The organism is Shewanella sp. DAU305 (assembly GCF_026802235.1).
GTDB lineage: Bacteria > Pseudomonadota > Gammaproteobacteria > Enterobacterales > Shewanellaceae > Shewanella > Shewanella baltica.
The window spans coordinates 3,599,763-3,624,883 of sequence record NZ_CP113808.1 but is presented as its reverse complement, the minus strand read 5'-3'; the positions used below and the strand labels follow the sequence as shown (position 1 = coordinate 3,624,883).

Here is a 25,121-nt window from a genome sequence, read left to right as displayed (position 1 = left end):
ATGTTAAGAATGATTTATCTGGATAGTCACTGTTTTGATACCTAGGATTCCTATGGGTTTTCAGACTCAGTTATGCTGATTTCGCTCAGCCGTTATGTTGGTTATTAAGGAGACTTATGGAGTTTTTTACCACCCTATTTGTGGGTTACCCGCTTTGGGTTTGGTTGATGTTTTTCGGTTTTGTGCTGGCATTATTGGCCTTCGATCTTGGCGTATTACACAAGGAGCAGCATGAAATTACTGTGGCCGAAAGTTTAAAACTTTCAGCCTTTTATATCTGTATGGGCTTACTGTTTGGGGCTTGGCTGTGGTGGTACAAGGGCTCAACGGCGGGTATGGAATACCTGACGGGTTATCTGATTGAAAAATCGCTGTCTATGGATAACGTATTTGTTATCGCCTTAATCTTCAGTAGCTTAGGGATTCCGCGTTTATACCAACACAGAGTGCTCTTCTGGGGTATTTTGGGTGTAATAGTGCTACGCGCGATTATGATTGGCCTTGGCGCAGTGCTCGTTGCCCAGTATCAAGGAGTACTGGTGTTATTTGGACTCTTCTTGATTTTCACTGGCGTGAAAATGCTCTTCTCCAATGACGAGCACAGTGATATCCAAGATAATAAGTTTTACAAATGGTTACGCACTAAGATGCGTTTTACGCCGACACTGCATATGGAGAAGTTCTGGGTACGGGGTGAAGATCATCAGTTATCAAAAGGATGGTGGGCGACGCCGTTATTTTTAGCGTTGATCTTAGTGGAAACCGCGGATTTAGTGTTTGCTGTCGACAGTATTCCAGCTATTTTTGCGATTACCCAAGATCCTTTTATCGTTTATACCTCGAATATCTTCGCGATTTTGGGGTTACGTGCCTTGTATTTTGCCTTGGCGGCTATGGTGCATCGTTTCGAGTACCTTAAATACGCGCTGTCGGTGGTATTAGTGTTTATCGGGGTAAAAGTGGGCTTAGTGTATTTCAATCACGAGGGCATAGTGGACTTTACTATTCCAACCGCACTGTCTCTTGGGGTGACGTTCGGCCTGTTAGTCGCAGGGGTCTTGTTCTCGTTGTGGAAAACGCGCGGCCAAGAAATCGATAAATAGGGAAATAGTTTGCGTGACTTGTGGCGAGTCCAATAACGAATCTCTTGGCCGTTTAGCCCATGCTAAACGGCCTTTTTTATATTCTTACTATCCGAATCGTTGAGCTTTACAGAGGATGTTAAAAAATGAGGATATTAAAAATTAGTCTATGCTTACTTTGAGTCGCCGCTGGTGCCGAGACTCACAAAGGGAGTTTTTAGGACTAATACTCTTCAAGGACGATATTATGAAACTTAACATTGCCGCCATACTCATGCTCTCACTTTGTTCATTGACTACTGTCAGTGCAAAAGCTGCAGACAAACAAGCAACTGATACAGCATCTAATGTAACTTCCACTTGTACGGGAGCTTACCCAAGTTACTTCCAAGACCCCGCGTTCAATAAAACAGGTATGTGGGACAATCAAGTCATCATCAACCAAGCTTATTCGGGCTGGAAGGGACCTATTTTTAGCTTGAGCGACGCCTATTCGAGTGCGCAGCAAGATAATGCTGCACCTTGGCTTGAATTCAATCCCTTCGATAAAAGTCTGAGTGAGACAGATAAAAATACCCAAGCGTGGAAATACCTTTGGGCTGTGATGAAGTACATTCAAGAGGGGAACATCGACAAAGGCGATATCAGTAAGGACTGGGATTTGTGTAATAACAAGGTTCGCTCTTGGTACCATATTCCCTATCAGACCTATGATCCTATGAGTGGGCGGGAATTTATCCACGGCTTGACCCGCGAAGCCCCCGTCACTATGGAGATAAAAGGCCAAGGCGATTTGAAAACCACTATGTGGGCGGTGGGGTTTTATAATCCTCAGGCGGCAAATAGCATTGGCAAGGTATGGACGGGAGCGCCGTCACCTGTGATGCCGCAGCAAAATTTTGTATTTAATGAAGGCAGTGTGATTGGTAAGTTACTGTTCACCACAGCAACGCCCAATAATTATCCTTTCCTTGAGAACGTACCCGTATGGCAAGCCAATATCAGTGCCAGTGATTTCTGCGAATGTAAAAATGCCGATGGCAGTGCTTGCAGTTTCCAACAGGAAACAGAGCAATGCCCGCGCTCTGTCGCCGATGTGTACTTATTACAGTTTGACATCGCAGTGCGTGACAGCCGCTCGCCCGTGGGCTGGGCCTATGGCACTTTTGTCGCAGATGGTCAGTTTAAAGCGAAAGAGAAAAATCCTTGGGATCGTATCTCTCCACTGGGATTAATGTGGGGTAATGATACGCCGCCTGCCACAGTGGGAGCGGCAGCATTCCCTCAAAACCCAATCACAGGGCTTAAGGATAGCGCTGTATTTCAAGAGGTCGTTGGTCGCTTGAATGAGCACACCAATGCGGGACACTTAGGGTGTAACGGACGTTTAAATGGCCCTGCGGATAACGCATTAAGTAGCTGTTTATCTTGCCATCAAACCGCATCCGTTCCTGATAGCACTAATAATACTCCGGCAATCATGTACCAATTTGCCTCGTATCAAGAGCCGGGCAGTGGTCAATGCTTAACATCGCCCAGCGCCCTCGATTTATCGATTGACCAAGTGTATTTCAAAACCTTTATGTGCTCAGCATCCTTTGTTGGGCCAAGCAACATAGTCCCCGTACCTAAATATGCCCAAGGGCAAAAAGAGTGGATTTCAACTGACTTTTCATTACAGCTCAGCATCAGTCTCACCCAGTGGCAAGAATGGCAAGAAGACCAAGATAACCTGAAAAAGAACATCAAAGTGCGCGTATTCGAGGGCACTTTACCTTCTCGCTAATGTTGAAGTTTGTTTAAGGTTAACACCTACGCACTATCCGTCATGAATGACCAGATAGTGCGTTTTTTATGCTCAGCCTTAGTTTATGCCGAAATTAAGCCTCAGCTGATTTTGAAATTAATGCAAATTAGCTTGTTCTTCGCCGCTGTTTTTCCTAATGTGATTGCAAATGATTTTCAATGAGGCGTGTTATGAATACCCATCTGCAGTTACAGGTAAACCATTGGCTTGAAAATGATCCTGACCCTCGCACTCAAACCCAATTACAAACCCTAATTGATAACGGCAATGAAGCCGAACTCGCGGCGCGCTTTGCCGGTCGCTTAGAGTTTGGCACCGCAGGATTACGCGGTGTGGTCGGCGCAGGACCCATGGGGATGAACCGTCTGGTGATCCGTCAAACCTCGGCAGGCCTTGGTGCTTATCTACTTGATCAGATTAAAGATGCCGCCGAGCGTGGTGTGGTGATTGGTTATGATGGTCGCCACGACTCATTCAATTTTGCCCATGATGCGGCGAGCGTACTGACCGCTATGGGCATTAAGGTACGCTTAACGTTTAAAGTGGCGCCGACACCGCTGGTGGCCTTTGGGGTGAAACATTTTAATGCGGCAGCAGGCATTGTAGTGACCGCGAGTCATAACCCGCCGCAATACAATGGCTATAAAGTGTATTGGGACAATGGCGCGCAGATTATTCCGCCCCACGATTCTGGCATTGCCGCGCAAATTGAGCGCGCCGCGAATCAAGCTATTCCGTTTTTAGAACATGATGAGGCGATAAAACAAGGTAAGTTGACACTCCTGCAGGACGATTTTTACCAAAGCTATCGCCATGGCGTGCAGCACGCTGAGGTGCTGCAAAACCATACGGCTCCAGAAAAGGTCAGTTTAGCCTATACCGCCATGCACGGCGTGGGCGCAGAGATGGCCGAAACTGTATTGAAAGATGCGGGTTTCACCCAAGTGTATTCGGTAGCCTCCCAGCGCGAACCCGATGGTGATTTCCCGACGGTGAACTTCCCCAATCCGGAAGAAAAGGGCGCGATGGATTTAGTGATCGCCGAGGCGAAAAAACACGGCGCTATGCTCGCCTGTGCTAACGATCCCGATGCCGACCGTTTTGCGGTTGCAGTGCGTCGTGATGATGGCGAGTACCAGATGCTAACGGGCGATCAAGTCGGTGTGCTCTTTGGGCATTACTTGTTATCTCACGCTAAAGATAATCAGCGACTTACGGGCACTACGATAGTGTCATCGAGTCTGTTATCTAAAATTGCTCAAGGGTTTGGCACGCAAAGCTTTACCACGCTCACCGGCTTTAAGTGGCTGATGAATGTGGGTATCGCGAAAACGTCCCCTGAGGATCAATTCCTGTTTGCCTATGAAGAAGCCCTTGGTTACACAGTTGGCAGCATGGTGTGGGATAAAGATGGCTTGTCGGCGCTGGTGGCATTTGCCCAATTAACTGCCGAGCTGGTGGCGAAGGGGCAAACGATTTGGGACAGACTCGAGCAAATTTACCGTGAGCATGGCTTCCATCTCAATGCACAGGTGAGTATTGCACTAAAACCTGACACGCCTAATATTGGCGCCTATTTACGCGAACATCCCCCCGTGAAGATTGGTGAGCATGACGTGCTCTCAACCGATGATTTAAAAGCCCTTGAGCGTCGTTTTGCCGATGGTAGCGTTGAGAAAATCGACTTGCCACCGAGTGATGTATTGACCTATTGCTTAGCGGGTGGCGCTCGGGTGATCGTTAGGCCATCTGGTACTGAACCTAAAATTAAGTGCTACTACGAAGTGGTTGAAACTATGGTCGATACGGATACCTTAGCCAGTACCCAAGCGAGAGCGAGCAAAGCCATGGATGATTTTATTCAGGCGCACCAAGCCAGTTTGCCAAAGTAACGCTTTTAACTGCTAAGCCAAAAACCTCAACATTCACTTTTATTAAAAGGCTACTGACATCATGCTGTCAGTTTGCCTTGTTTTATTCTTGTTGTCGCCCGTTAATGAACTCTAGGAAAGTCAGTTAGTTGGAAAAATAATGAAGTTCTTATTTTACCTATGATATTTGTTCATGTACATAGTGCCTTGTACACGCCCTATGGTTAATTATTAAGCCGTCCTTGGCCCGCATGCTTACGTTTCATGCTTTGAAGTTAGCAAGGCATAGCCCTTATAGATTTCAGGTAGCAGCGCCTAACCGCATGACTTTACCATCGCATCCATTGACTCAAATTGAGATAGGACCTCAATTGAGCTTAAGCGGGCTAAGCTGTGATACTTGCATTGTGCTTTAAGCATGTCTGAATAAGTATCTAAGGAACTTTCAATCCGCCCAACAAAGTAACCTAATCTAAATGAGTATGCTTCCTCAGGCGTCGTGAATGTGTGCCGTGTATTTTTCCCGTTAATACGGTGAGATACTGAATAAGGTTTGGCTAGCTTACGGTCAGTTACCATGGAGACACCTGCTAGACCTGTATTGTTACGGGATGAACAACCCAGTTTAGCCAATAAAATATTTACATCAGGTGGTAACAACGTGCAATCAATAGGTGAGTACATTAGTCCATTTTGGCAATTCAAGTCTTTATCCAACTCTAACTTACCTTGGTAGCCAGTTGCGCGAATACGCTCTGAGGTGACCTCATACCAGCTTTTGAAGTTAGAATAGGTTAACCATTGCTTGCATACTATCGCACCTGAATTGAGCTTATAGCAGCGTTTAAGCATATCCTTCCATGTTTGATAGGTTGAGTCCCTTGTTGAGTCCTTTATATCATTAATCCCAATTCCATACACCTTACACATGTTTACTCGCCTCCTGTATTCTTTTAATTAACTGCTTTGAACTATCTAGCTTAGAGTGATATTGTTCACAACTTTTACAATTAGAGTTCATCGTATTGTTGATGTTATATTGTTGATTGGTATAAGGTTTGTGTCGTTTCTATTACAGTGGATGAGTTTTAATTTCATAGATATTTTCTCCAAATTAGTATTCCCTGTAGCTATATACGTTATTAATTAAATTTTTGTAAATTAAGGAAGATATTGTGTGGTCAAATAAAGTATTAGTAGTAATTGTTTTTTTTATGGGGTTTTCATCTGGCCCTTTATTTGCGAATGAACGAGTTAAGGCTGTGGATATAGTTAAATATGCGCCACATTGTTACGTTACAAGAGAGATGTTAAATATACGCAATCCAGTCATTGGCGTAGAATTTAGAAACTTTTTTGTGAATTACATGAATGCATCAAATCTTCTGGGGGAAGTTGATAATGATCAAGTCAGTATTTCTATAAGGTTTTATGAAGCAACAATGCACTCTCGGAAAGGTAGCATTGATTATTTTGCAAACCTTGGTTATGACATAGAGTTTTTTAAAAATTTATATATAAGACACTCATGTGGTACATATGAGAAAGTGATAGAAAGTAAAGATATTGATTTATAATGTCATATATTTAAATGAATTGGTTTATATCGATGAACATTGAATAATAATGTGGCCTTTATATCAGTCCAGAAGAGAGTTTAAGATATGAAATCAGTTACAAATATGAGTAAGGCTGTTATTGTTTTTTGTTTAGCCTTTAGCTCATTAACTCAAGCAGCAACTTTTGATAATTGGACAGTAAATACATCTCATGGTTTAACATTATTTACTACGCGTGGTGCTACAGTCTATAGCCATGATCTGGGGATTGCAAAAATGTCTGAGGATTGTTCAATAGATCATCTGATTGTCCATTACACAAGCTATGATAAGTCTATTAAAGACATTGAAGGTAAAAATGTCATTGTTAAATTTAGCAATAAACAACATTCATTCGATGCAGAATTACTTGTTGTAAATGTAAAAAATGCCACAAAAAGGTTATCAATAGTTTCATTAACCACTTCGGATGGGTTAACATCGAATATGAAGAAAATGCTTAATAGTGAAGAACCTCTTACTGTTGAGATTGTGTCACCTTTAGACGTAGCTAAGAAATTTGATGTCGCCGAAGAATATTTTGAATTGGAGAACTATAAAAAAGCATATGCATTAGCTAATAAACAATGCTTAGGGATTAATTGAATATAAGTCTGGCATGTCAAATGTACATACAGTTTAGATAATTACTTGTCTATCATTGTTAAATATATCTTATGTATTAGTTTGTTATCTCGATATAGCTGAGGTTGTAGTTTACTTTAATATAACAAAATGGTGATGATGTTAAAAATGTTTTAGGTAGGCCTATTTGATTAGCTAATAAAGTATACTTTAGTTAGGAGTAAATTAATCGATATCAGCGACTCAATAGGCCTAATAGGTTGCTTTTACCCATTTATTTACCTCTTTTAAAATCTCTTTCTAGGAGGCATCTTAAGGTTTTAATCTTTTAAGAAGATAAATAAGAAATTAAATTAGGAGCCTTTTGTTTACCTTCTTTAGGCCTTTATCAAAGACTTTGTGGGCTGTAACTTGAAGATAATCTCAGCGCCAACCCTAAGGCCATAGGTGGGCGAAATACTGACCTTCCACCAGCCAATCACTTCATCTAATTAAGTTGCTCACTACGGCCTTGATAGTGCTTAATTAAATTACTGGGATTGACTGGTTTGCAATTGAATGCAGGAAGATAAGTATCGAATGCCCTGAGGAGGCACTCTTAACGGTGATTTAAGGTGTGTGTTTCTGGGACGCCTAGATGGCTAATATCCTATTCCATAGCGGTACTAGTTGTTTTTATCAATAAAACCAATGGCTTACTGTGATGTTAATGATTGCGGACTTTTATTAACAAATACGTGTCAAGTAATTTCTATAATTATCTCTAACTAAGGCCTAGACGGCTAGTATTCTCTCTAATAGTGGGCTGGATAAGGGCCAGCCTCTTAGCTCGAATAGTGTAACTCATTGTTTTTATTGAGAGGGTGGTGACGAAACCCGCTAAGTTATATCGGATTGCTTCTTAACCCGTTGAACTGTTGATACAGAACAACCTAATAGTTCTGCGGTTTTCCTGATACTCATGGTCTGCAATTGGGTAATGATGGCCTCATGTAACTGAGCATCCTTATTCTGTCCACCCCAAGTCTTACCCTCTGCCTTAGCCTTTGCTATCCCTTGCGCCTGCCTAGCCCTTCTAGTCTCATAATCGTCTCTAGCCATACCAGCGGCTAGGTCTAGCATAAAAGCCGTTAGAGCGCGTTGTATGAAGCCTGAGTTACTATCAGTTGTGGTTAGGGCTGAGTGTGTCTGAGGTTGGTCAACGATAACGATGATTAGCCCCTTAGCGGCTATCTTGGCTTTAAGTGATTGCCACAACTCCCAAGGTAAACGACTTAACCTATCCATCTTTTCAATCAATAATATGTCGCCCTCTGAGGCTTCCTCAATAAGCCTGTTAAGCTCTGGACGGTTTGAGCTAGTACCTGATACGTTTTCTTGATAAAAGGTCGTAACGGCCATCCCATGGGCTTTGGTGAATGCCATCAACTCAGGTTTAGCCCGACTGCTATCTTGCTCGCTGGTGGACGCCCTGAGGTAAGCTCGAATGATAAGCTTAGGTGTATTCAGCATGTGGTATCGGTCGTTATCTGATTCAGGTGTATTCATTTGGTATCGTAAGCCTAGGTAATTGGGTAAGTAACGCTGTTATCATTGAAGTATACTTGCTGAATACGATTGGTCAAGTAGATATTCTTATTCTGTTATGAGTTAGGGATGAGGTAACAAGTGATGCTATTCACATTTTCAATACTAAAGAGTGAGGGGCTAATAAAACTGGCAAGCCTCTAATAATTGGTTTGAATAGCCTTGAGAGGGCTGTAAGCCCCCCCCCCTATGGGGGAAACTAGGTAAGTCGACTCATACACTAGTTGCCGTACATTTCTCTCTCACTTTTTGAAACTCCAATATCAACGACTTAGTAAACCGATAGCAATTACTCTAATAAACTAACTAAATCACTCGCTTTTATGTGGGTATATCTCGCCAACATGCTGATATTCCTATGTCCTGAAATGGCCTGAAGTTGAAGGGTATTGAGTTTACGGTTTGCATATCGTGTAATGGCTGTGTGTCTCAATGAATGAAAACACAGTGCCTTAGGTAGGTTTAAACGATCACAGGACCGCCTAAATGCTTGGCTAACTAGATTAGGTTTAGTTGTGAATAGAAAGCCTCCCTGAGCTGTGCTAATGGCTTCCTTGAGTACCGCCAATGCTCGGCTATTTAACGGCACGTCCCTGTCAAAACCATTCTTAGTATTGGTTAGCCTCAACGTCTTTGTCTGCCAGTTAATACATTCAGTGGTTATGCTAAGGCACTCGCTGCGCCTCATAGCTGTTTCATAACTTAAGATCACCAGAGGGGCAACCTTAGGCGATATATTGTTGAGTAACATCTGATATTGAATAGGGTCGATTACGAGTTCCCTAGGCTTGCCAGCCCTAGGTAATTTGTATCCTTCAAGGATATTAGGTAGATGGTTAAACTTGAGTATACGGCTGAGTAATTGAAGCTCTAGGCGGATAGTGGAATCGCTAACTAAGGTCTGCCTTTCTTGGGTATAGGCCGCAATGTGCTTAAGCGTTATATCCTTCGCTTGGAGTGGAAGCCCCTTGATTAAGTTAGTCGCTCTGTAAGTAGTTGCCTCAGTGCCTCCTCGACCTTTTAGTGTATTTAGATATAAGTTTGAACAATGCGCTAGTGAGCCTGCAATCAAGATATGGCCTTCTATTTGGCTTACCCAAGCCTCTGCCTCAGCTTTTGCTCTAAAGGTCTTGGTGATTGCCTTTTGGCCTTTGGAGCGCACCATTGCGTTAATATTGCCGCTAGGTAATGTTCTATAAGTTGCCATGTACACGTCCTTTACTTTGTACACAGACTTTCCTTGCTAAGGCAACGACTTAAATTTTACGAAGGCTCGATCATTACTGACATCATGCTGTCAGTAGCCTTGTTTTATTCTTGTTGTCGCCCGTTAATGATTCAGTCCTGAATTTTATAAATAAGGTTTTGAATCATTGATATTTTTCAACAAGGAGAAAGTGAAAATGTTATCTATTGCACCGTTAGTTTGGGGTGAAATTCCTGTCAGTGACATGAACCGTGCCGTTGCTTTTTATCAGCAGCATTTTGGGGTTGAGTTTAAACGTGACGATATGGAAGACATGGAATATGCGACGATAGTCACCGAAGATGCTAATGCGGCGAGCATAGGGCTAGTCAAATGCAGCATGAGCCAGCCATCAATGCAAGGCAGCACTGTGTATCTGCATTTCAGCGCACAATTGCAACCTTTAGTGGATAAACTTATCGCAGCAGAGGTGACGATTATCCTGCCAGTCACACCGATAAAAGACGGTGAGTGTGGTTATATCGCCTTATTTGCCGATAGCGAAGGTAACAAAGTGGGTCTGTGGTCTAAGGATAAGTAGTCTCGAGTGATTAATGTATTAGCGTCGTGGCCTTAAGGCACGACGCTAAGATCACGCAATTAACTAAAGCATGGGTTTAGATTTCTATGGAAGAAACAAAGATGGACGTGGTTTATATTGATGCTCGACCGCTACTTGGATTGAGCACCCGCACGAACAATCGGGCCGAAATGTCCGCCGATGGCGCTAAAATTGGCAGTTTATGGCAAGCCTTTTTTGAATCATCACAGCTCACCGCTATGCTCAATTCGCCCATGTATGGCGTGTATTATGACTATGAGTCAGACATGAATGGCGAGTTTGCTGTGCTGGTGGGCAAGGCAATTGATGCCCCTGTTGAGGCAAACCACTTCACGTCGCTGGATCTTGAAGCCGGTAAATACCTTAAATTCACCGGTCAAGGTGACATGCCCCAGTGTGTTATCGATCTTTGGGGACAAGTGTGGGGCTATTTTAGTGCTAACGATTGTCCGCATCAGCGGCGTTATCAAACTGATTTTGAAGTCTATCTCAGCGCCACTGAGGTTGAGATTTATATCGGGATTTCATGATTTAAATCGTAAAATATCACTCAAGTGAGTATCAGGATATGTCAGTGATTTATGTAAACTCACAATGCTTAATCAACTGATAGGCAACTAAAGGATTGAATCAGAGTCAATGCGCCGCGCCGACCGCCTATTTCAAATAGTGCAAATTCTTAAACATAAACGCCTGACCACAGCCCTAGAGTTGGCTGAACGGTTAGAGGTGTCCACGCGCACGATTTACCGTGACGTGCAGGATTTGTGTTTAAGTGGCATTCCCATTGAAGGGGAGGCGGGTGTCGGCTATTTGTTGCGCCACGAGGTTAATGTTCCGCCCTTGATGTTTAACGAAGCCGAACTCGAAGCGATTCAAGTTGGCATGCGTATGGTGCAAACTTGGGGTGGTAAGGAGCTTGGTAGTGCCGCTAGGCAGGCGATGATCAAAGTCGAAGCCGTATTGCCAAAACGACTACAAGCCTATCAATCCTTGATGTTTTCACCGGATTTTTACCTCGACTCCAATGAGTTTCAATTCCTCGATCCGCTGCGTAACTCAGCTCAGCGCCGCGAATACGTCAAACTCTTCTATCAAGACGTCAAACTTGATGTCACCGAGCGTGAAGTGCGCCCGCTCGCCATCTATTTTTGGCGTGGCACTTGGACCTTACTGACATGGTGTGAGCTGCGTTCGGCCTTTCGTAATTTCAGGGTCGATCGCATCACAGGCCTTGTGCGGTTGAACCGTCATTTTGAAGAAGCACCTGGTCAAGAGCTGGAAGATTATATTTGCCTGATGGATGAACATGCGAAGGCGCGAGCCGAAGCAAAAGAAAAGCCACTCGAATGAGTGGCTTTTTATTACATTTCTAATTTGCTAGTAACATTCTAGTAATTCGCTAGTTGTATCGAGATCTCTCTGATACTCGTGTCATAGCTATTATTAAGAGCCTAAGCTCACCATTTTAATTGTTTAACATGACTTCGCTTGATTGCGAAATATTCAGTTTTTTGATTAAACCATCTTCATCATTATTTTGGATCTCGCCGACGGCAACTTGAATATTACGACTCAGTCCTAATTTTTGAGCGCTTTTAGGACGATTAGCAATATCTTCATCCGTTAGCGGATAGGATTCACTGGCATCAATATTAAATTGACTCGAATCTATTGCGGTAAATTTACCGCTGATAGGTGCGCCATGTTGTCTAACTATATTCGCCAATTGCCACTCAAAGCCACTTTTTGACTGTGCAGAACTAATCGCAGCAGGCCAATCCCAAACACCATAACCGTTTATATCTTGATGAAGATATTGATCGACTAAGGCTTCTGGACCATTGAGATTATTCGCATTCGCTCCGCCAAAGGTATAAGGGAAGTTAGGTCTATTTGTCGGATGATTAATATGTGCATTACCTCCCCATTTTAAGAAGTTCTCATATTTTATATCGTACATCATATATAAACTTGAGGTGTATGGAACATCCGCCTTTTGTTTAAACAGAGTGATTGAGATATAACGTTTGCTGCGAGGCGGCATAATTGCTCGGTACTGTGCCTGACTTGAAATCGTTGTACTTTTGCCGTCGGTTTCACTCCAACCTTGGCTGGCGGAAAATTCGGCACTGATTTCAGAACTCGCTCCGCCTATTCCTGGAATACCCACTTCATATTTATTGGTTACGCCAATTTTCTCGGAGAAAGAGAAATTATCGGTTTTGGCCCAGCTAGTGGTGTAATCATAGTTTAGGGTGGCTACACCGGTATCTTCGGTATCGCCCCAGTTGTAAATCACTACTGGAGCGGTATAAATAGCTTCACGATCATAAACTTGAGGTGAACCTAACTTTAGGCTTTGAGGATTAGTCACAAAATGGATATTTTGTAAATTCACCTTCAAACGTTCATTCGCTCTGTAGCCGCTTGCATAAGGATCATTGCCGTTATAGCGGGCTTTAAGACTGTATTCGTTGCTCGATTCTCTTCTGACTTCGATGTCTTCACCAACATACTGGGATGCCGTACCGCCAGCCCATGCATATCCAAGATGGTGTCCCAAGGAGAATAACGAGCTGATAAACGAGGGATCGTTAATCGCATCATTTTTAAGCGAATCAAGATCAGGGGCAGCGTGTTCTACCATTGACAGTTTTGGAATAGTATTCGGAATAGCAGCTTCGGCCAACAAAGAAACAGTTCCAAGTGCGGTTAAACAGGATAAAGTTAATATACTCAGGCTAGATTTTGTTCTCATGATTGTTCCTTTATTTTAATAAAATATGTCCTTTCATTGAGAGCGCCGATGGCAATTATATGTAGTCCTAAATCATATAAATAATCATTACTGCTAGGCACATCTAAAAACTAGCACTTTTATTTTTATTAAACAAAGTAAAATTAGATTAATTTAAATGGTGTTTAAATTAGGTTAAAAGTGTTAATTATTTTATTTTTAAACGGTATTTTAAACTTTATAATATAGTGTATTTACTTTAATTTTTAATGGGTGGATTTTTGTGCGTGGATTAATATTAATGGCATGGCGTATTTAATATTTATGCTGACATTTTTGTGAAAAACATTTTAAATGGACTCTTTGTGCCGAGATTTATATCGATAGTTATACCGATAGTTATATTTAGAGCTAAACCGAGATCAATACCCTAATAGATACAGTAAATAACATGTTTGAGCGGAAGTCTTTAGGGAATGAATAGTGTGAATACGGCTAGGTTAAGTATTTTCTCTTTGTGGTTTGAGTCTTTGTTATTGCAGACAAATCTCATCTCTCTCCATTATCGTCGATGTATGAAAGGCCGTTAAAGTCGCTACTGTTTTTGTAGAGCCATAAGGGCATAGAGACATGAAGATTGTGGAAGATAAAGATAATGTGAAAATGATTTTCTAAGAGACGACGTCTCAGATGGGATGAGATTGTGTAAAAGTGTGGTGGAGGCGGTGTAAGTGCTTGATGCAAGAGTTAGTGCCACTGAGGGCACTGACTCTTTGTTTACTTAATGTTGTTTGCTTAATGGATAAAGAAAAACAGTCCCATACTCAACACTGTGGTCAACAAGGTGTTACGGGTGACGAGCGCGAGTATCGTCGCGACCACGGCGCAGATGAGATAGCTGTTGTCTAAACTGAGATCGAGCTGGCCTTCTTGCACAAACACTATGGGCGCGAAGATAGCGGTCAGTACTGCAGGGGCTGAGTAACTTAAAAAAGTTTGCGTGCCCTTACTTAATCGCAGCGGTAATTTAGGTTCGAGCAGTAAATGACGACTAATAAACACAACCGCTGCCATTGAGAAAATGATTAACCAAATCATGCTTTTTCTCCTGATGCTGTGTTTGTCTTAGTCCCAGTTTCTGCTTGGGTTTGTGTGCTTGCAAGCTCAGTTGCGGATTGTTCTGCGCGTTCCGCTTCCTTGGTCACTTTGGCGTAAAGTACGCCAGTTGTCATTCCGGCAATGGCGGCGATCAGTAATCCTGCTTGAATTTCAAACAAGGCGCATACCACAGCGAGAGTGAGCGAGACTAATACACAGACGAGAATCGACGGCTTTTTTACCGTGGGCACGACCAGTGCGATAAAGGTGGCTGCGATGGCGAAATCTAGCCCAAGTTCGCCTAAATTTTCGATAGAATTGCCCGCGACTATGCCAAGCAAGGTCGCTATGTTCCAGCCGATATAAAAACTCAAGCCGCCGCCAAGGGCGTACCAGCGATCGAACTTATGCAACTTGCCTTGATTGGCGATGGCAAACAGTTCATCTGTGAGCAAAAAGCCCAATGTCAGACGCCACTTTAATGGTAAGGGACTGATTTGACTGCGCATCGCCATCGCATATAACAGATGTCGCGAGGTGATGAGTAGCGTCGTAATTAAGATACTCCACAGACCAATACCGGCTTTGACCATGCCGAGCGCCACTAACTGAGCCGCGCCCGCGAAGATAATGGCTGACATGGCTTGGCTTTCAATGGGCGTGAGCCCAACCTCAATGGCGAAGGAGCCCGCTAAAATTCCCCAAGGAACCACTGCTATTGTCAGCGGCATCATGGCCAAGGTGCCTTTTAAAAAAGCCTTGGCTTTTGTGGGATTCGCGGGAGAAACATCAGGTTCTATAAGCTTGTCGGTTGTCACTTTGGCTCCTAAAAATAGCGGCGACGCGAGGGTCGCTGTTAAACAATGAATGCTTGGATAAGGTCTGCTTGCTCTGTTATTACCGCTCAGTTACGACTGTTTAGTGACTATTTTTTAGAGACTAGTGTTTAGTCATGGCAGGCCTGTTATTCGCGGCCTGTTATTAGGGATAGTAAGCAAGCATGAGCATGGCAGATTAACCTAAAGTGGTTGTTTAGGCTTGGATAATATTGCGGCCTATTTCTTTGGCAAATTGTCCTGGGGTTACGCCGACGGTCTTTTTAAAATGCCGATTCAAATGGCTTTGATCGTGAAAACCACAATCGAGAGCGACATCAAGCAGCCGTGTGCCTTGCTTGATTTTCCCCTTGGCCAGTCTGACTCTGGCCTGAATTTGGTAAGCGTGGGGCGGTAAGCCGTAATAACGCTGAAATTGCTTGAGTAAATAATAGGGGCTTAATCCCGCAAGCGTTGCCAGCTCTTCAAGGGAAATATCAGCTGAGGGATGATCGTCGATAAAGGATTTCACCAGCGCTAACGCAGGCTTAGCCATTGCCGCGAGGTTGTCGCTTGGACGATGCTTGCCATGGCGCGCCATCAACTGCGTCAAGCTTGAATAGACTAAGCTTTCGCGCAGTAAGCGATTATCCGATGTATCTAAGGTAGTAAAGGTGAGGCGCAGCAGTTCGGCTAATTCAGGATCGTACACTACGGGCTCAGGGAAATAGGGCGCACCGCTGTTTGCTGTAATACCGGCAAACTGCGCAGGGACTGGATACATGGCACGATACGACCAGCCGCCCTCAGTGGCGCTACAGCCATTATGCACTTCATCGGCATTGACGAGAATAATGCTGTGTTTTGGCGCCACATGGTTGCCACCGGTGCGATAAAAACGCTGCGCACCCGTTTCAATCACGCCTACTGTGTAACCTTCGTGGGTATGCCGACTAAAATTTTGTTTATGGTAGTGGGCATTGAGTAACTCGAGGCCACCTAATTCATCGGCAATCTGGTAGGCCGCATGTTCTGTGTTCATCAAGCCTCCTTTCTTGAATGGATGAATGGGCGGGTTGTGTCTGATAGTAACCCAGAAATCCTCAGCGCTTTTGTACAAAATTGCGCATATTGGATTTTGTTTTGCGCTTAATGACTGTTTATTAATCATTATTGCTAATATTGGTCAGTTGATATTAGCCAGTTGATATATTTGTCTCTTGATATATTAGCCGCTTGAGATATTAGTCACTTGAGATATTTGCTACTTGACATTTTTGGGGCTCAGTCATACTCGCGACCCGCTTTGCTTAGGTCGCCTGCTGTAATTGAGTCAGATCCGCGCCCGCGATGGCGTGTAGATGCTGAGTGATTTTTTCTATCGGCCAATCCCACCAAGCGATGGCAACGAGCTCATCTATCACATCTTGCTCGAACCTGAGCTTGATGACAGTGGAAGGATTACCGCCAACCACGGCGTAGGGCGGCACATCTCTTGTCACCACGGATTGACTGGCAACAATTGCGCCGTGGCCAATCTTCACTCCAGGCATGATAGTGGCGTTATAACCAATCCACACATCGTTACCGATACAGGTGTCGCCTTTATGGGGCAAATCGGTGGGATCTGGCATTACCTTTTCCCAGCCATTGCCGAAGATATAAAAGGGATAAGTCGAGAAGCCAGACACTTGATGATTGGCGCCATTCATAATGAATTTCATGTCTTTAGCAATGGCGCAGAATTTACCGATAATCAGTTTATCGCCAATAAAGTCAAAGTGATAAAGCACATTCGACTCGAATCTTTCAGGCCCAGCAGGATCGTCATAATAGGTATAATCGCCGACGATAATGTTCTCGCGGGTAATAAAGTTTTTAAGAAATCCAACCTGAGGGAAGCCTTTCATCGGCGCTTTGTCGTTGGGATTTGGGCCTAATTGGGAATGGGTTGTTGTGTCAGGCATAACTGTCTCCATCGTTAAAGTACGTCTTAACTCGTGCATTCTTTTATAAGATTGATGTGCGAATTTGTGGTGCCTATTGCGGTGTTGATTGTTGTGCCTATTGCGGTGTTGATTGTTGTGCCTATTGTGGTGTTGATAGCCGGATGAGTCGGACTAGTACTCACCCGTCACCACAAGTGTATTTTCAATACGTTTAACCATTAAGGCAAGCGTAGTTTTGTCTCGTATAAAGCCGACAGAGCAAATTGCCATCGCGCCACTACCACAGGTTATTTCGGGATAGTCTTCTGTCATTGGCGTTTCATCTTCCGCTACGGGCGCTAATACCCAGCCAGCAGCCAATAAACTCGATTTCACCTCAGCGTATTTTTTACCCCATAACGCGTTGGTGTCCTGTGCTTGAGCAAATAGAGGCAATGCGCCAAGGCTTAGCATGATCAGTGGGAGAATGATTTTTCGCATGTAAGGCCTTAGTTCCTATGTGGTTTCGGGGATGATTGATGGTTAATTTTTAAAGGCTAAATCAACGTCGTGGGGCTTCACCCCACACCCGACCAAGGAGGACTGCTCGTCCTATCCTCCTTGGATGCTCCAAGACGCCCCCAACGGAGTTGAAAGCCCCTTGTGCTCATTGGCAAATTTGCTATCGCTTCCGAAGGATGCGTCCCTGCACCTGCGAAAGCTAGCTCGCCATCCATGGCGAGACTCACGCAATTTGCCTATTCGCCCTGCGGCAACTCCGAGGGGAGGTGTATTCTGTTACTTCGGAGTTAGCTTTTAATCCCAAGAGATTCAAGCCTGTCCCATCTTTTCATTACAACAATGAACGAATCCATCAAGGAAAAATGTGCAGTGGCAGAACACCGATGGCCACGTAAATCGATGGGTAAACGGTTTGGGTAGAAAAGAATTTAGCTCAAATCTAAACTGACAGTGGCACCCTGAAAATGGGTGACTGTCAGATCAGGTCTGAGCTAGTACAATTTAGCTCTAAAGGCAAAAAATGCTATGTCCAGTGTGCATGGGAAAGTACCGTGAAGTCTCATTTATGAGTTAACATAATTGCACCGTGGTAGCATTGTTCATCTGTGCCACTGGAAAGATATAATTTATTAACATATTCAATTTCAAAATCACTATCTTGGAGAAGTTTGCTCCTAATAAAATCTCGGACATCGGATATACCGCTATCACGCCATTTATGTTTTGTTTCATAGGATAGGTCTTCATTCAATGTGAAAAGATCAGATTTAGAGTCATGATTAATAACAAGATAATCAACGAAACTAAATTCATTAAGATCGATTTCTTTATGTAATGTTATGAAACTAGCCGTACCAGCTAGCTTATCTCTCGCTCTTTCATTAATGTCAGCGTTACGTATGAATGGGTTAAATGTATTGCTTATATTTTGAGCTACCTGAGTATCACTAAAACCTAATTCGCGAAATACAAAATACATTAACAATACTAAAAGACGACCTTTTAGTTGAACTTCTTTTGTGATTTCTCCATCTATCACTGTCTTGTAATTTAGGCCATGTGCAACAGAGTTCCTAAGCTTCTTCAACACATCAAAATCAGAATTGCTGAATGAAATAGCTTCTTTAATACCATCACTCGTCTTGCTCATTAAGAAATCATATTTGTGCTGTAGAGTGGGGTGGGAAGTATTTTTTAGGCTGGTAATAACACTCTCGATGCCATCTATAACTAATTGCTCATCCGTGGAGAATTCATTCGATTCAATAAAAGTTTTCAGCGTTTCGTTAAGCTGTGACCTTAGCTCGTTAAACTTCGCCCTTTTTAGTTTATGTCCTTTCCCCTTAGACTCCTGCTCGCAGTACATTTCAAGCGTTACAACGACAGATAAAATTCGATATTCCCAAATCTCTGTGCGTGAACGTGAAAAAGATACTACTAGGCGGTTCCATATTGCTCGGAACGATTCAACTTTGAAGTAGTTGGTTATGATTGTTTCCCAAAGCCCCCAACCAGATACATTATTATAATGACAGAGTGTATCGTGGTGATACTTAAATGGGATTTTTTCGTAGATTATGCTTGAGAAAATAATGGATTGATATTCATGTCTCTCATTGGATGAAAAGACATATAAGTTTTTGATTGATAAAGAATACCCCAGAAGGAGTGAAAAGAGATTTCGTATCTCTAATGCAAGATTTTCTACTTCACGTAACGTAAATTTGTCATTTTTCTTTTTGATGATAAAGCAGTCTTCAATTTGGATTAGATGCTCAGTTGGTGTGGTTGTTGGTGATGATACATAACGGTGGTTTTCTATCGAGTAGTCATTTTCTTTATAGGTAAAGTCAACTAAAAATTTGTCTATGGCTGTATTTCGCTTTAACTCAGTGTCTGTTATTTCAGTGATTCGTAATCTTTCAAACCAAGTTGAGATACCTGTAAGGTGTACTTCAAACTGGTCAATGTCATTCGAGAGCAAAGAGCCTGAAGTGATATATCTGCAAGTAATCAACCCACCTCTTTGAAGCTCTGATTGATGTAGAGTGAACGTTTTGTGTGAGCCAATTTCATAACAAGTGATTGGTGAATTAATTGTTCTATATTCTTCGAACAGCAAGTTGTGATTGTCAGTGTGAATTTCAAGATTTAGGATACGGCTAGCATTTATGGAGAGAATACCTGTGAAATCGTCACCATCAAGGTTGAATTTTACCGTGAATTTGTATTCTTCGAAGAAACTTAATTCCTTTTTAGACACTCCTGTACTCCCTTAAGTCTCATTAAAACAAATTACACTTTAATCAAGTAACAACGGAAAGGCTACAGTTTATATATTGAAATAATTAGGTTATAGCGAAGAATGACGCAATCGAGAAAGGTATATTGCCTATTTTAATGGACGTTGAATTTGTGTGGCCTGACAGGTCTGATCCAAGTTACCACCACCAATACTTACGTGATAAAAGAGTGAAGACACCAGTAAAAGAGTAAGGACACCCACACCTTCATCGTTACTCTTTGACACCATAATCTCTATTGGATGTGATTAATATCGCTGCTATGTGATCGCGGTATTTGTTCTTCCATGTACTGCAGATTACGCAGAAATTAGCTAAGGTGAATTTAACTGTGGACGTGACCTTCGATGACATGGATGTCATCGTAGAGCCGCCATGGATGGCTTCACGGCGAGTCACGGCAGCAGTTGAATTCGGCGCACAACAGATTGATGGATTAGGGCTTAATTACATGAAAGATAGGTTGAAACTGAGGTTTTGACTAATGTTGATTTTGCCTTTTATTATTTCAAATTGCTATCGAAAACCCAAAATCATCAATTCAAAGCAACCCCAAGGAACTCTGGGGCTGCTTTGCTATTTTGAAATCTTTATCTGCTATATCTGAAAGTTGCTATTGGGCAACCATCGCCATGAGTGCGGGTAAAAACTCGTTATCTAGTGCGGCGATTTCACTTTGTTCGATTAGCACTTGATTGAGAATGTCATGGCTGGTGAGGGGGTTAGCGAGCACTACACGAAATACCACGGTTGCTTGTCTAAAATAGCGGGCTGGCTGAATGCGGGTGCGGGAGACGAAGGATTTACCCTGTTCGCGTTGGTGCTTTTGAATAAACTGGGTGAGGCCATCAAGCAGCTCGTTAAAGCGGGCGAGTCTTAAGGTGTCTGCTTGCTCACAGGCAAGCTGCATGGCGGCTTGGACGCAGGCGGGCACATAACGGTAAGTCAGCAGACACAGTTCTGGTTCAGTAACCAGCTCAAAATCCTCATGGGCTTTGATTTGCTCTGCAAAATAGCGCGCTTTCTCAAGGCTGTTGTTGATTAAGATTTCATACCCATCGCGGCCGATGATCTGCAAGCAAGCGTGCACTAACATCGCCATGCCAGGGCGTGAACCTTCCAGCGTTTGGCTGCCTAAGTCCTTTGAACCACGGCGCAGGATATATTCGGCGTGATGGGCGATGGCGTGGGCGAACTCAGGGTCTTTAAATAACACCATGCCCGCGCCCATGGGCACGTACATTTGTTTGTGGGCATCGATGGTGACTGAATCGGCAAGTTCGATACCTGCGAGTAAGTGGCGGTATTTATTGGATAATAAACTTGCTCCGCCCCACGCTGCATCCACATGGAAATGGCAGTTTAACTCTTTTGCCAGCGCCGCTAACTCTGCCAGTGGGTCAACATTACCGGTTTCTGTGGTGCCTGCCACGCCAACAATCGCCAACACTTTGATGTTTTTACGGGCAAGTTCAAGGGCGGCTTGGCGCATTTTCGCGACATCGACCTTGTTATCGCTGCCCGTGGGAATGCTGATGATATTGTCGCGGCCGATACCAAGCAGATCGACGGCTTTGCCCAGCGAATAGTGACCGCGCTCCGAGACCAAAATCGCTAAATCGTCATAGCCATAGTGGCGCAGTGCCTTGAGTAAACCTTCGCGGCTGACGCCTTTAAACTCGCCATCGGCTTTCAATAATTGGTTACGGGCGATCCACAGGGCGGTGATGTTGGCCACTGTGCCGCCGGAGCAAAATGCGCCGAGGGAATGATTGGCGCTGTGCATCCAGCTTTGATAAAAATCCGTATCTTGGTCATAAATCAAATGGTGCATCATGCCGAGCACTTGGCGCTCAAGTGGCGTAAATGCCTTTGAGGTTTCGATTTTGACCAGATTTTGATTGAGTCCCACCATCATTTTCGACAGCGGCAACACAAAGTAGGGCAGTGCCGACGTCATGTGGCCGATAAAACTTGGTGCCGCTGTGTGTACCGAATGCGCCACCAGATTTTGCATAATTTCGTCGGTGTAATCGGAAACAAAACGCGGCTGAGTTGGGATCTCAAAGGCTTGAAAATCGGTTTCAATTTCCGACAAGGGTTTTTCGAGCGCGGCGATACTGTCACCCAAAAAGCCTGCTAAGTCCTCGGAGAGCTTCTGCTCGATAATACTCAGCGTTGATCCTGCATCTTCCGGTGCAGTAAAAATGCGGAGCAGACTTTCTTCGGATGCTGTGGCTTGGCGAGGGAGTTTCTGGGTCATGGGGCTTGCCGTCTATTAATTTTTATAGTGAAACCGCAAATTGGCTCGAAGAGTATAACGGACCAGTGATTCTCAAAATGTTCAATTAGCGGAATACCAAAAAGGGAGCTCACTTTACTGCAAGGCCTTTTAGGCATCAAGCACTAAAATTTTGTGTTGCTAAAGCGTTGCTGCCTAAATAAGCAAAGGCGCCGTAGTGGCGCCTTTATTTAAATCATCAAACTGAGGGAATTACTTAAGTATTTGTTTGAGTATTAGCGCTGGCCTAACATGAGTACCGCGCCGATATTTCGGGCGGTATTGCAAAGGTTTAGCTTGGCATTGGCCAGCACATCATCGAGCGGACTTAAGTGCGGGATAATAGGGAAGATTGCTGCCATACCGTGATCCAATATGGCATTGGCGTTGTCACCCAGACAGCCCGCGATACCGATAGTGGGAATACCCTGCAGTTGGGCTTGCTTTAATACACCCATCGGGGTTTTTCCAAACACGGTTTGACCATCGATACGGCCTTCACCTGTGATCACTAAGTCAGCGCCACGGATTTTGTCAGCAAGGCCAACGGTTTTCATTACAATTTCAACTCCAGGTTTAAGCTCGGCATTTAAAAAAGCCATCACGCCAAGACCCATACCGCCCGCAGCGCCTGCTCCCGCATGTTCACGGTGATCGGTCATGCCATTGCTGACAATCACATCGGCATAATGGGATAGCGCCGTATCGAGCTGCTTAACCATCGCAGGCGTTGCGCCTTTTTGCGGACCAAAAATTGCCGAGGCACCACGCTCACCGCACAGTGGATTGTCAACATCGCAGGCGACTTCGAAGTTGCACTCACGTAACAGCGGATGAGCGTTCGAGACATCGATTTGGGCAAGGTTCGCTAGCGCCGCGCCGCCAGCAGGCAAGGTTTTACCTTGGCTATCGAGCAATAAAATGTCCAGCGCTTGGGCCATACCCGCGCCGCCATCGTTGGTGGCACTGCCGCCTAGACCTAAAATGATGTGCTTTATCCCCCGATTAAGCGCATCACAAATCAGCTCGCCCGTCCCATAACTGGTGGTGATCAGCGGATTACGTTGCTCCCTTGGCACATGGTGCAGACCGGACGCAGAGGCCATTTCAATCACGGCAATCGCGCCAGTACTTATATCAGCGACTGAACCACTGTTTGAGCCAGAGTTTGATCCATTGCCGAGAATGCCTTCACCAAGAATGCCATAGTGCGCTTGCACCCTATGCCCCAGTGGACCCATGACATCTAAGCTGACAATACTGCCGCCCGTGGCATCGACCATAGATTGCACTGTGCCTTCGCCGCCATCGGCAACGGGAATTTTGACTATGTCGCAGTCGGGTATCACTTGTCTTAAGCCTTGCTCGATGGCGTTGGCCACTTCGAGTGCGCTTAAGCTTTCTTTAAATGAGTCGGGGGCGATAACTATTTTCATTAAAAATCCTACAGCTAAAGGGACAAGCTTGAATCAAGGTTAAATCACTAATTACTAATCACTATCAGAGCAAAACTAAGCTGAGCACATACACAGTCAACATAGCGGTGATACCTTGAATAAGGGTTGCCATGGTTTGTGCTTTGTATGCTTGTTTCACACTCATGCGGCTAAATTGGGTGACGACCCAGAAGAAGCTGTCATTGGCGTGGGAAACCGTCATCGCGCCGGCACCAATTGCCATCACCGTCAATACGCGGCCCATATCGCTGCCAAGACCGATATCACCGAGCATAGGCGCAACCAGTGCCGAGGTTGCGACTAACGCCACTGTCGATGAACCCTGCGCCGATTTAAGCGCCGCGGCGACGATGAACGGCATAAAGATACCGATACCGAGTGCCGACAATGATGTGCCTAAAAAGTCACCGATAGGCGTAGCTTTCAAGACCGCACCAAAGGCACCGCCCGCACCTGTGATTAAAATAATCGGCGCGGCTGTGACTAACCCTTGGCTGATGCGCTCGCTAAATTCACTGATCTTATTCTCACCTTTTAATAACGACAGGGATAAGAATAGGCCAATCATCAGAGCGTTAACGGGCTGGCCGAGGAACACTAGCGCGTCAAATAACTCTGCTTTACCTAAAGGCGCTGAAGGGAAGTTAGCGATAGAACCTAAACAAATTAATACGATAGGCACAAAAATCGGTGCGAAGGCTTTTAATGGGCTGGGCAGGGTGCCATAGCTTTTTTTCAGGGTTTCATAGTCGCTCGCTTCCGCTTTAAGCTCCTGCGCACCTTCACCATCTGGCTCAACATCGGCAAAACGGTTCGCCCATAACATGCCTGCTAATGCGGCTACGGCGGCCACAAAGAGACCCACGCCAATCACTAAGCCCAAGTTCGACTCTAAGCCTAAGTTACCCGCGGCGGCGATAGGCCCCGGTGTTGGTGGTACAAAGGTGTGAGTGGCATACAGACCCGTGGCTAAGGCAACGCTCATGGAGACACTAGAGACCTTCATGCGGTTCGCCATCGATTGTTTTAGCGAGTTTAAGATCACAAAGCCCGAATCACAAAAGACTGGAATAGACACTAGGTAGCCGATGACCGACATAGTTAATGTCGGGAAGCGTTTACCTAATACCTTGATCACCACATCAGCCATAGTAATGGCGGCGCCGCTTTTTTCTAGAATGATACCTATGATAGTCCCCAAGACGATCACAAGGCCGATATAACCTAAGATACCGCCAAAACCTGTGGTGATGGTTTTAGCGATTTCTCCGCTCGGTAAGCCATAGGCGAACGCCGCGATAAAGGCGGCTAGAATTAAGGTTAAAAAGGGGTGGAGTTTAAATTTTGAGGTCGCGATAACAATAAATGCAATCACGCCGATAAGAATAAGCACTAAGTTCATATTATGTCCCGTTCAGTTCTTGGCTGAAGTTTTTGAGTAAGTTTTTTGACTTATATTGTAGGGCGCAGTGCTTATTTGGGTCTGAGTCCAAATGAGGGCTGCTTTAAGGTTATCCTATTTTAAGATCATCCTATTATTGTGCAGGCATGCTTGAATAGCTTTGGCTAAATCCACGGAATTACCGCGTTATGTTTCGCCATTTTTGTGCGCATGCACAAAAATGCTTAGGTGAATTCG

21 protein-coding genes are annotated in these 25,121 nt (G+C 44.2%); 8 read left to right on the top strand and 13 right to left on the bottom strand.

Annotated features, from left to right (window positions below; translation table 11 throughout):
* Positions 1–116: 116 nt before the first annotated feature.
* From OX890_RS15335 to OX890_RS15325, 3 genes are all read left to right on the top strand, one after another.
* The gene (locus OX890_RS15335) at positions 117–1,103 is read left to right on the top strand and encodes a TerC family protein (protein ID WP_126492323.1); all 987 of its coding nucleotides are present in this window, start codon (positions 117–119) and stop codon (positions 1,101–1,103) included.
* A 226-nt stretch (positions 1,104–1,329) separates the two neighbouring features.
* Positions 1,330–2,868, top strand: coding sequence for a hypothetical protein (locus tag OX890_RS15330; protein WP_126492321.1), 1,539 nt, complete (start codon positions 1,330–1,332; stop codon positions 2,866–2,868).
* Positions 2,869–3,059: 191 nt separating this feature from the next.
* On the top strand, positions 3,060–4,781 hold the full coding sequence (locus OX890_RS15325) for a phospho-sugar mutase (protein ID WP_126492319.1): 1,722 nt from the start codon (positions 3,060–3,062) through the stop codon (positions 4,779–4,781).
* Between the two features lie 294 nt (positions 4,782–5,075).
* Here the strand turns inward: OX890_RS15325 and OX890_RS15320 are convergent, their stop codons facing one another.
* The gene (locus OX890_RS15320; RefSeq protein ID WP_268649498.1) at positions 5,076–5,690 is read right to left on the bottom strand and encodes a hypothetical protein; all 615 of its coding nucleotides are present in this window, start codon (positions 5,688–5,690) and stop codon (positions 5,076–5,078) included.
* A 245-nt stretch (positions 5,691–5,935) separates the two neighbouring features.
* On the opposite strand from OX890_RS15320, the gene OX890_RS15315 reads away from it, so the two are divergent.
* Together OX890_RS15315 and OX890_RS15310 are read left to right on the top strand one after the other, a co-directional pair.
* Complete coding sequence (locus OX890_RS15315; RefSeq protein ID WP_268649497.1) at positions 5,936–6,337, top strand: hypothetical protein; 402 nt, start codon at positions 5,936–5,938, stop codon at positions 6,335–6,337.
* 87 nt (positions 6,338–6,424) lie between these two features.
* Positions 6,425–6,964, top strand: coding sequence for a hypothetical protein (locus tag OX890_RS15310; protein ID WP_268649496.1), 540 nt, complete (start codon positions 6,425–6,427; stop codon positions 6,962–6,964).
* 858 nt (positions 6,965–7,822) lie between these two features.
* On the opposite strand, the gene OX890_RS15305 is transcribed toward OX890_RS15310, so the two are convergent.
* Positions 7,823–8,491, bottom strand: a complete 669-nt coding sequence (locus tag OX890_RS15305) for a recombinase family protein (RefSeq protein WP_268649495.1) — start codon at positions 8,489–8,491, stop codon at positions 7,823–7,825.
* 328 nt (positions 8,492–8,819) lie between these two features.
* Positions 8,820–9,737, bottom strand: coding sequence for a tyrosine-type recombinase/integrase (locus OX890_RS15300; protein WP_126492312.1), 918 nt, complete (start codon positions 9,735–9,737; stop codon positions 8,820–8,822).
* Positions 9,738–9,933: 196 nt separating this feature from the next.
* On the opposite strand from OX890_RS15300, the gene OX890_RS15295 reads away from it, so the two are divergent.
* The 3 genes from OX890_RS15295 (at position 9,934) to OX890_RS15285 (ending at position 11,691) form a co-directional block, all read left to right on the top strand.
* Positions 9,934–10,317 (top strand): VOC family protein, encoded by a 384-nt coding sequence (locus OX890_RS15295; protein ID WP_126492310.1) that lies wholly within the window; start codon positions 9,934–9,936, stop codon positions 10,315–10,317.
* Between the two features lie 101 nt (positions 10,318–10,418).
* Positions 10,419–10,868, top strand: a complete 450-nt coding sequence (locus tag OX890_RS15290) for a GyrI-like domain-containing protein (protein WP_268650618.1) — start codon at positions 10,419–10,421, stop codon at positions 10,866–10,868.
* Positions 10,869–10,977: 109 nt separating this feature from the next.
* Positions 10,978–11,691, top strand: coding sequence for a helix-turn-helix transcriptional regulator (locus OX890_RS15285; RefSeq protein ID WP_268649494.1), 714 nt, complete (start codon positions 10,978–10,980; stop codon positions 11,689–11,691).
* Positions 11,692–11,806: 115 nt separating this feature from the next.
* Here the strand turns inward: OX890_RS15285 and OX890_RS15280 are convergent, their stop codons facing one another.
* The 10 genes from OX890_RS15280 to OX890_RS15235 form a co-directional block, all read right to left on the bottom strand.
* Positions 11,807–13,099, bottom strand: a complete 1,293-nt coding sequence (locus tag OX890_RS15280) for an aerolysin family beta-barrel pore-forming toxin (protein WP_126492307.1) — start codon at positions 13,097–13,099, stop codon at positions 11,807–11,809.
* A 774-nt stretch (positions 13,100–13,873) separates the two neighbouring features.
* Positions 13,874–14,176 carry an AzlD domain-containing protein gene (locus OX890_RS15275; RefSeq protein ID WP_268649493.1) on the bottom strand — a complete coding sequence of 101 codons (303 nt, stop codon included), beginning with the start codon at positions 14,174–14,176 and terminating at the stop codon, positions 13,874–13,876.
* A complete protein-coding gene (locus OX890_RS15270) occupies positions 14,173–14,994 on the bottom strand; it encodes an AzlC family ABC transporter permease (protein WP_126492305.1) in 822 nt (273 codons plus the stop codon). Before OX890_RS15270 ends, OX890_RS15275 begins: the two co-directional genes overlap by 4 nt.
* Before the next feature lie 214 nt (positions 14,995–15,208).
* Complete coding sequence (locus tag OX890_RS15265; protein ID WP_126492303.1) at positions 15,209–16,033, bottom strand: AraC family transcriptional regulator; 825 nt, start codon at positions 16,031–16,033, stop codon at positions 15,209–15,211.
* A 268-nt stretch (positions 16,034–16,301) separates the two neighbouring features.
* Positions 16,302–16,958: a Vat family streptogramin A O-acetyltransferase gene (locus tag OX890_RS15260; protein ID WP_126492301.1), complete on the bottom strand. Its 657-nt coding sequence runs from the start codon at positions 16,956–16,958 to the stop codon at positions 16,302–16,304.
* A 153-nt stretch (positions 16,959–17,111) separates the two neighbouring features.
* Positions 17,112–17,420: a hypothetical protein gene (locus OX890_RS15255; RefSeq protein WP_268649490.1), complete on the bottom strand. Its 309-nt coding sequence runs from the start codon at positions 17,418–17,420 to the stop codon at positions 17,112–17,114.
* Between the two features lie 580 nt (positions 17,421–18,000).
* A complete protein-coding gene (locus OX890_RS15250; RefSeq protein ID WP_268649489.1) occupies positions 18,001–19,704 on the bottom strand; it encodes a HEPN domain-containing protein in 1,704 nt (567 codons plus the stop codon).
* A gap of 653 nt (positions 19,705–20,357) precedes the next feature.
* A complete protein-coding gene (panP, locus tag OX890_RS15245; protein WP_126492296.1) occupies positions 20,358–22,007 on the bottom strand; it encodes a pyridoxal-dependent aspartate 1-decarboxylase PanP in 1,650 nt (549 codons plus the stop codon).
* A 254-nt stretch (positions 22,008–22,261) separates the two neighbouring features.
* The gene (locus OX890_RS15240) at positions 22,262–23,461 is read right to left on the bottom strand and encodes a glycerate kinase (protein WP_126492294.1); all 1,200 of its coding nucleotides are present in this window, start codon (positions 23,459–23,461) and stop codon (positions 22,262–22,264) included.
* 64 nt (positions 23,462–23,525) lie between these two features.
* Positions 23,526–24,884, bottom strand: a complete 1,359-nt coding sequence (locus tag OX890_RS15235; RefSeq protein ID WP_126492293.1) for a GntP family permease — start codon at positions 24,882–24,884, stop codon at positions 23,526–23,528.
* Between the last annotated feature and the right edge of the window lie 237 nt (positions 24,885–25,121).